This window comes from Salidesulfovibrio brasiliensis JCM 12178 (genome assembly GCF_001311825.1).
Lineage (GTDB): Bacteria > Desulfobacterota > Desulfovibrionia > Desulfovibrionales > Desulfovibrionaceae > Pseudodesulfovibrio > Pseudodesulfovibrio brasiliensis.
This window is the reverse complement of the sequence record NZ_BBCB01000130.1, coordinates 1-5671: the sequence shown is the minus strand read 5'-3', so window position 1 is coordinate 5671 and position 5671 is coordinate 1. Positions and strand designations below refer to the sequence as shown.

Below are 5671 nucleotides of genomic sequence, written 5' to 3'. Positions count from 1 at the left end.
AAAGAAATCAAGAAACCTGTAAGAATCGGCATGCCCGCGGGCAATCTCCCGGAACCGAACCCAGCGGCAACGTAACGCTGCCGATCACCGTTCCAACGGCCCGCCCGCGCCACTACCCGAATCATGATGAAACGTGCTGTTTCCCGCCGCCGGAACCGAAAACCGATTGATTGCCGAATCAACTCTTGCTAGGGTTGCGCTCGACCGTAGGGGTGCCCTTCCGGGCTGAGAGCTGACTGTAAGCAACCCTTGGAACCTGAACCGGATAGTACCGGCGGAGGAAACGGCATTTTCTCAAGAGATTGCCTCTTCAGCGTTCCACCTGCGGGTGGAATTTTTTTTGCCTTTTTTCCGCCCAGTTTTTGACGTTCAAAGATTGGGAGCAACCAATGACACAACTGGACATTGCCCGTTCGGGCAAGATTTCCGAGGAACTGGCCACTGTCGCAGAACAGGAAGGCGTGGACGCCGAAACGCTGAGGCGGTCCATGGCTGCCGGGCGCGTCAGTATTCCGCATAACCCGTTGCACGAGAAGGCCGAACTGCGCGGGGTGGGCGAAGGGATGAAGGTCAAGGTAAACGCCAACATCGGCGCGAGCCCGGGCCATGAGGACATGGAGCAGGAGCGGCTGAAACTGAAGGCCGCCTTGGATGCGGGAGCGGATGCCATCATGGATCTGTCGATCGCCGGGAAACTTGGCAGCCTGCGCGGACAGATTCTGGAGAACTGCCCGGTGCCGCTGGGCACGGTCCCCATCTATCAGGCAGCGACGGACATTACCGCCGGCGGACGTGGTATCGTTGACCTGACCATCGACGACATCCTGCGCGTGGTGGAGGAGCAGGCTCGGGAGGGCGTGGACTTCATGACCCTGCATACGGGGCTGACGCGCGGGGCTCTGGAGCGGATGCGAAAGGAAGGACGCGTGCTGGATATCGTCAGCCGGGGCGGTTCGTTCCTCGCCTGCTGGATGGTGGCCAACAAGGCCGAGAATCCGCTTTATGAGAATTTCGACAAGATCGTTGAGATCGCGCACGAATATGACGTAACTTTGAGCCTTGGCGACGCCTGCCGTCCCGGTTGTCTGGCAGACGCCACGGACCGCACCCAGATTCATGAGCTAATTACGCTGGGCGAGCAGACGCAGCAGGCTTGGGACGCGGGCGTTCAGGTTATCATCGAAGGGCCGGGCCATGTGCCCATGAACCAGATTCGGGCCAACATGGAATTGCAGAAGCGGCTGTGCCACAATGCGCCGTTTTATGTGCTGGGGCCGCTGGTGACGGATGTTGCCGCTGGGCGCGACCATGTGGCGTGTGCCATCGGCGGGGCCATCGCTGCCGAAGCCGGGGCGGACTTTTTGTGCTACGTTACCCCGAGCGAACACCTTGCCCTGCCCGGACCGGACGACGTGTACGAGGGGGTAGCCGTCACCCGTATTGCCGCCCATGCCGCAGACATCGCTCGTGGCAACCCGCAGGCGGTCCAGCGCGACCGGGCCATGGCGCAGGCGCGTTCGGACATGGACTGGGACGCCATCTACTCGCTCTGTCTCGACCCGGCCACGGCGCGAAAGATTCGCGAGAACCGCAGCCCCGAGGACGAGGAAGTCTGTACCATGTGCGGCAAGTTCTGCGCGGTGAAGCTGTTGAAGGAACACCTTTCCGGAGAGTAACCGAAAAAGAAGAAGGCCGCTCATTGAGCGGCCTTTTTCTGAAATACTGGTCGGCTAGAAGTTCTGGAACGAGACCTTGATGCCTTCGCGTTCAAAGGAATCGAGAATGCGCTCCAGAAGCGTGTTGGCGCTGTCGCGGCGTTCGCGGGGTCTGCAGAGATAGCGCAGGGTCAGGCGGTAGCCTGTGTTGGTGAGGGTAAGGTACACCTTGGGCGTCAGGCGGCGGAAGATGATGAACTCCTCGTCGCCCACGGGCTTGGGCGGCTTGGGCTTGTCGCCGGATTCCGCAAGGCAGGTCGTGGCGGTCTCGGTCATGATTTCGCGGGCGCGCCGCCAGTTCGATTCCGGGTCCACTGTTACCGTCAGCTCATTCCAGATGTAACGGAATCCCTTGGTGTAGTTCACAACCGGCTGGGTGAGCACAAGCGCGTTCGGGATGCGCACCAGCCGCCCGGTGCTCTGCTCTGCCTCCACCCAGTTGCCAACTTCCATTAGCGAGAAATACAGGATGCCCTTGCGGGTCACGTCACCGATGGTGTCGCCGACCTGAACCCGCTGGCCCACGGTGAAGAGGTCGCGCCAGATGATGACCCAAAAGGCCACGAAATTGAGGATGAGTTCCTTGCTGACGATGGTCAGACCGACGGCGATGATGCCGAGGAAGGTCAGGAAGTTGTCCAGCCCCTCGAACCAGATGCGGATGACCGCGAGGCCGATGATCATGTAGGCCAGCAGGCCGATCCAGCCCGCTGCGGCCGTGACCCTGTGGTGGTCGGTGGTCAGGCGCGAGATGGTAAGCATGACCGCTTTCTTGACCAGCAGGATGAAGAACACGACGATACCCGTGGCCGCGATCTTGGCAACGGAGTGGGGCAGCGTGGTGCCATGCACGCCGAGGCTCTGCTGGAGCGAAGAGAAAAAGGTCTGGATGTCCACGCGGACCGCCTATTAGCCGAAGCCGATGACTTCCACCTGCTCGAGGTGTTCGCCTTTTTCCTTGATTTCGCCAATCTGCCATGCGTCAACATCCATGCCGCTCAGGTGCTCGATGATGCCGTCGGCCTCGTCTGCGGGCACGGCAAAGATGTAGCCGATGCCGCAGTTGAATATCTGGAGCATCTCGGGCCATGACAGACCGCCTTGCTTTTGCAGCCAGTCGAAGAGCGGAAGCATGGGCCATGAGCCGAACTGGATGACCGCGCGGGTGTCCTCGGGCAAAACGCGCGGGACGTTGTCGTAGAAGCCGCCGCCGGTGACGTGCACCATGCCCTTGACGTCGGCCATGCCGAGCACTTCGAGCACGGGCTTGGTGTAGATGCGGGTCGGTTCGAGCAGGGCTTCGGCCACGGTCTTGCCGTTGCCGGGGAATATGTCGTCCGGCTTGAGGTCGGACTGGTCGAAGAGTTTACGGATAAGCGAGTAGCCGTTGGAGTGTGCGCCGCTGGAGGCCAGACCGATGAGCACGTCGCCCGGACGGATGCGTTCGCCGGTGACGAGCTTGGGCTGGTCCACGAGGCCCACGGCAAATCCGGAAAGGTCGTATTCACCGTCAGGATAGAAGCCGGGCATTTCTGCGGTCTCGCCGCCGAGGAGCGCGCATTGGCCTTCCTTGCAGCCATCGGTCACGCCCTGCACCACCTGTTCGGCCACGCCGGAGTCGAGCTTGCCGGTGGCGAAGTAGTCGAGGAAAAAGAGCGGGGTCGCGCCCTGTACGAGCACATCGTTGACACTCATGGCCACGAGGTCGATGCCCACGGTGTCGTGCCGGTCGAACTGGAAGGCGAGCTTGAGCTTGGTGCCGACGCCGTCCGCTCCAGCCACGAGGATCGGGCTTTCCATGCCCTGAAGGTCCGGCCGGAAGAGGCCGCCGAAACCGCCGATGCCGGTCAGCACGCCGGGCGTGTTGGTACTGGCGACCATGTCCTTGATCCGTTTGACAAAACGGTTCCCGGCTTCGATGTCCACTCCGGCCGCGGTGTAGGCTTCGCTGCGCTTGGCGCTGTCGGTCATAGCTCGTGCTCTCCGTTTGGTGATTGATTTCGCTGGGTGCGTTATAGGGTTTTGCCGCCCGCTTCGCAAGAGCGGGTATGCTTCATGCATTGATTTTCTCACGCGTCGGGATTCCGTCCGGGTTGTCTCGTGCGGAAAAAGGCGTATCATGCATATTGCGAACAGGACTTCGCGGGAGGCGTCATGCGCAAACGATACATCCTGCCTGCGGCGCTCGTGCTGGCGGCGCTGGCAACGGCTCAGGCCGGAGAGAAGTTCCCGAACAAGGACACGGCGAAAGACCGCCGCGACTACACGTGGGGGACGCAGAAAAGCAACACGGACTCAACGACCGAGTTCGGCACCGATCCGGAGACCGGCGACAGCCAGATCAGGCTGGACACCGGCCCCAAGAAACAGCCCGTGGACTGGTACGACAAGATCATCATCACCGTGAACCCGGACACCAAGTGGCCGGAGAACGGCACCGAGAGCAGTACGACCAAAACCTACAACAACGCCACGGACACCGAGACCACCACGACAACGACCAAGGAGTGGTAGGAGGCGTTCATGATCGAAGCAAGGCTCTGGAAACCGCTTGAGGACGGGCGCGTCCACTGTCGGGTGTGCTCGCATTTCTGCGTTATCGAATCCGGTAACCGGGGACTGTGCGGCGTGCGGCTGAACCGCGACGGTACGCTCTATACGCTCGTCTACGATCGCGTGGCCTCGCTCGGCCTTGATCCCGTAGAAAAGAAACCACTCTACCACTACAAGCCCGGCACTTCGACCTTATCGTTCGCCACACAGGGGTGTAATTTTTCATGCACTTTTTGCCAGAACGCCAGCCTGTCCCAGCCGCCCCGCGAAGGCGCGGACCCGATGGGCGACCCCGTCACGCCCGAGGCGCTGGTGCAGGCCGCGAAACGTGAAGGCGCACAAAGCATCTCCTACACCTATTCGGAGCCGACGATATTCTTTGAGCTGATGCAGGACACCGCACGGCTGGCGCATCAGGAAGGTCTCGGCAATATCATGGTTTCCAACGGCTTTCAGAGCCCGGAATGCCTCAAGGAACTGGACGGCCTCATCGACGCCGCCAACATCGACCTCAAGGCGTTTTCCGAGAACTTCTACAGGGACATAGTAGGCGCCAAGCTTAAGCCCGTGCTGCGAAATCTCAAGACCATCAAGAAAATGGGCTGGTGGCTGGAAGTGACCACATTGCTCATCCCCGGCAAGAACGACGACCCGGACGAGCTGCGCGAGCTGGCAAAATTCATCGCCAATGAACTCGGCACCGACACGCCATGGCATCTTTCCCGTTTCCACCCGCAACACAGGATGCGCGACGTGGCGATGACGTCGGTCTCGAGCCTTGAGACTGCGGTCCGCTTCGGCCGCGAGGCTGGGTTGGAATACATCTACATAGGCAACGTGCCGGGACATGACTATACAAAGACCCACTGCCCTGCCTGCGGAGAACTTGTTCTGGACCGCGCGGGCTTCGGGCTGTCTTTCTCTGCATTGGCCAATGGCTGCTGTGCCGCATGCGGGCGCAAAATATCCGGTGTGGACCTCGGCTAGGCTTGCGCTCCTCGCGCATTTCAAGTAGGAACAACGTCCGCTCGGGGCGTGGCGCAGTTTGGTAGCGCGCCAGTTTTGGGAACTGGATGCCGGGAGTTCAAATCTCTCCGCCCCGACCATGAAAGTATAGCGACTTCAGGTTGATGCCTGAAGTCGCTTTTTCTTTGTCGTAAAAGGACAAGCCATTCTGCATAACGAGGACCTTTGTGGGTGAGGTGGTGCAGAGTATATGGGACGCTGTGCGCGGGCTGTATGGTTTTTTTGGGGTTGCCCGCCTTCGACGGGACGGGGGTGGGATACTTTTGTGTTTCCTGACATTTTTGGGTGCGGGGCCCGCCTTCCGGCGGGAGGGGCGGGAAGCGGAACCCGTTTTGTTGTGGGTTTCGGCCCACAAGCGGGCCGACTCTGCTTGCGTC

5 protein-coding genes, 1 tRNA gene and 1 riboswitch are annotated in these 5671 nt (G+C 60.7%); of the genes, 4 read left to right on the top strand and 2 right to left on the bottom strand.

The genetic code is table 11. The features are described 5' to 3' along the window. Positions 1–198: 198 nt before the first annotated feature. Positions 199–300: riboswitch (TPP riboswitch) on the top strand. An 89-nt stretch (positions 301–389) separates the two neighbouring features. Then, positions 390–1676: a phosphomethylpyrimidine synthase ThiC gene (gene thiC, locus JCM12178_RS16775; protein WP_054653091.1), complete on the top strand. Its 1287-nt coding sequence runs from the start codon at positions 390–392 to the stop codon at positions 1674–1676. Between the two features lie 54 nt (positions 1677–1730). Here the strand turns inward: thiC and JCM12178_RS16770 are convergent, their stop codons facing one another. Both JCM12178_RS16770 and purM read right to left on the bottom strand, forming a co-directional pair. Further along, positions 1731–2612, bottom strand: coding sequence for a mechanosensitive ion channel family protein (locus tag JCM12178_RS16770; RefSeq protein ID WP_054653089.1), 882 nt, complete (start codon positions 2610–2612; stop codon positions 1731–1733). 12 nt (positions 2613–2624) lie between these two features. Beyond that, positions 2625–3686: a phosphoribosylformylglycinamidine cyclo-ligase gene (gene purM / locus JCM12178_RS16765; RefSeq protein ID WP_054653087.1), complete on the bottom strand. Its 1062-nt coding sequence runs from the start codon at positions 3684–3686 to the stop codon at positions 2625–2627. Between the two features lie 183 nt (positions 3687–3869). Here purM and JCM12178_RS16760 point away from each other — a divergent pair, with 183 nt between their 5' ends. The 3 genes from JCM12178_RS16760 to JCM12178_RS16750 all read left to right on the top strand — a co-directional run bounded on the left by JCM12178_RS16760 (position 3870) and on the right by JCM12178_RS16750 (position 5374). Next, positions 3870–4229, top strand: coding sequence for a hypothetical protein (locus JCM12178_RS16760; RefSeq protein WP_054653092.1), 360 nt, complete (start codon positions 3870–3872; stop codon positions 4227–4229). 9 nt (positions 4230–4238) lie between these two features. Continuing rightward, positions 4239–5255: an AmmeMemoRadiSam system radical SAM enzyme gene (gene amrS / locus JCM12178_RS16755; protein ID WP_054653085.1), complete on the top strand. Its 1017-nt coding sequence runs from the start codon at positions 4239–4241 to the stop codon at positions 5253–5255. A gap of 42 nt (positions 5256–5297) precedes the next feature. Next, positions 5298–5374: transfer RNA gene (locus JCM12178_RS16750), tRNA-Pro, on the top strand. Positions 5375–5671: the final 297 nt, after the last annotated feature.

Bases quoted from the DNA above. Each gene is read 5' to 3' on its own strand.
- thiC (WP_054653091.1), top strand. From the start codon at position 390: ATGACACAACTGGACATTGCCCGTTCGGGCAAGATTTCCGAGGAACTG.
- purM (WP_054653087.1), bottom strand. From the start codon at position 3,686: ATGACCGACAGCGCCAAGCGCAGCGAAGCCTACACCGCGGCCGGAGTG.
- JCM12178_RS16760 (WP_054653092.1), top strand. From the start codon at position 3,870: ATGCGCAAACGATACATCCTGCCTGCGGCGCTCGTGCTGGCGGCGCTG.
- amrS (WP_054653085.1), top strand. From the start codon at position 4,239: ATGATCGAAGCAAGGCTCTGGAAACCGCTTGAGGACGGGCGCGTCCAC.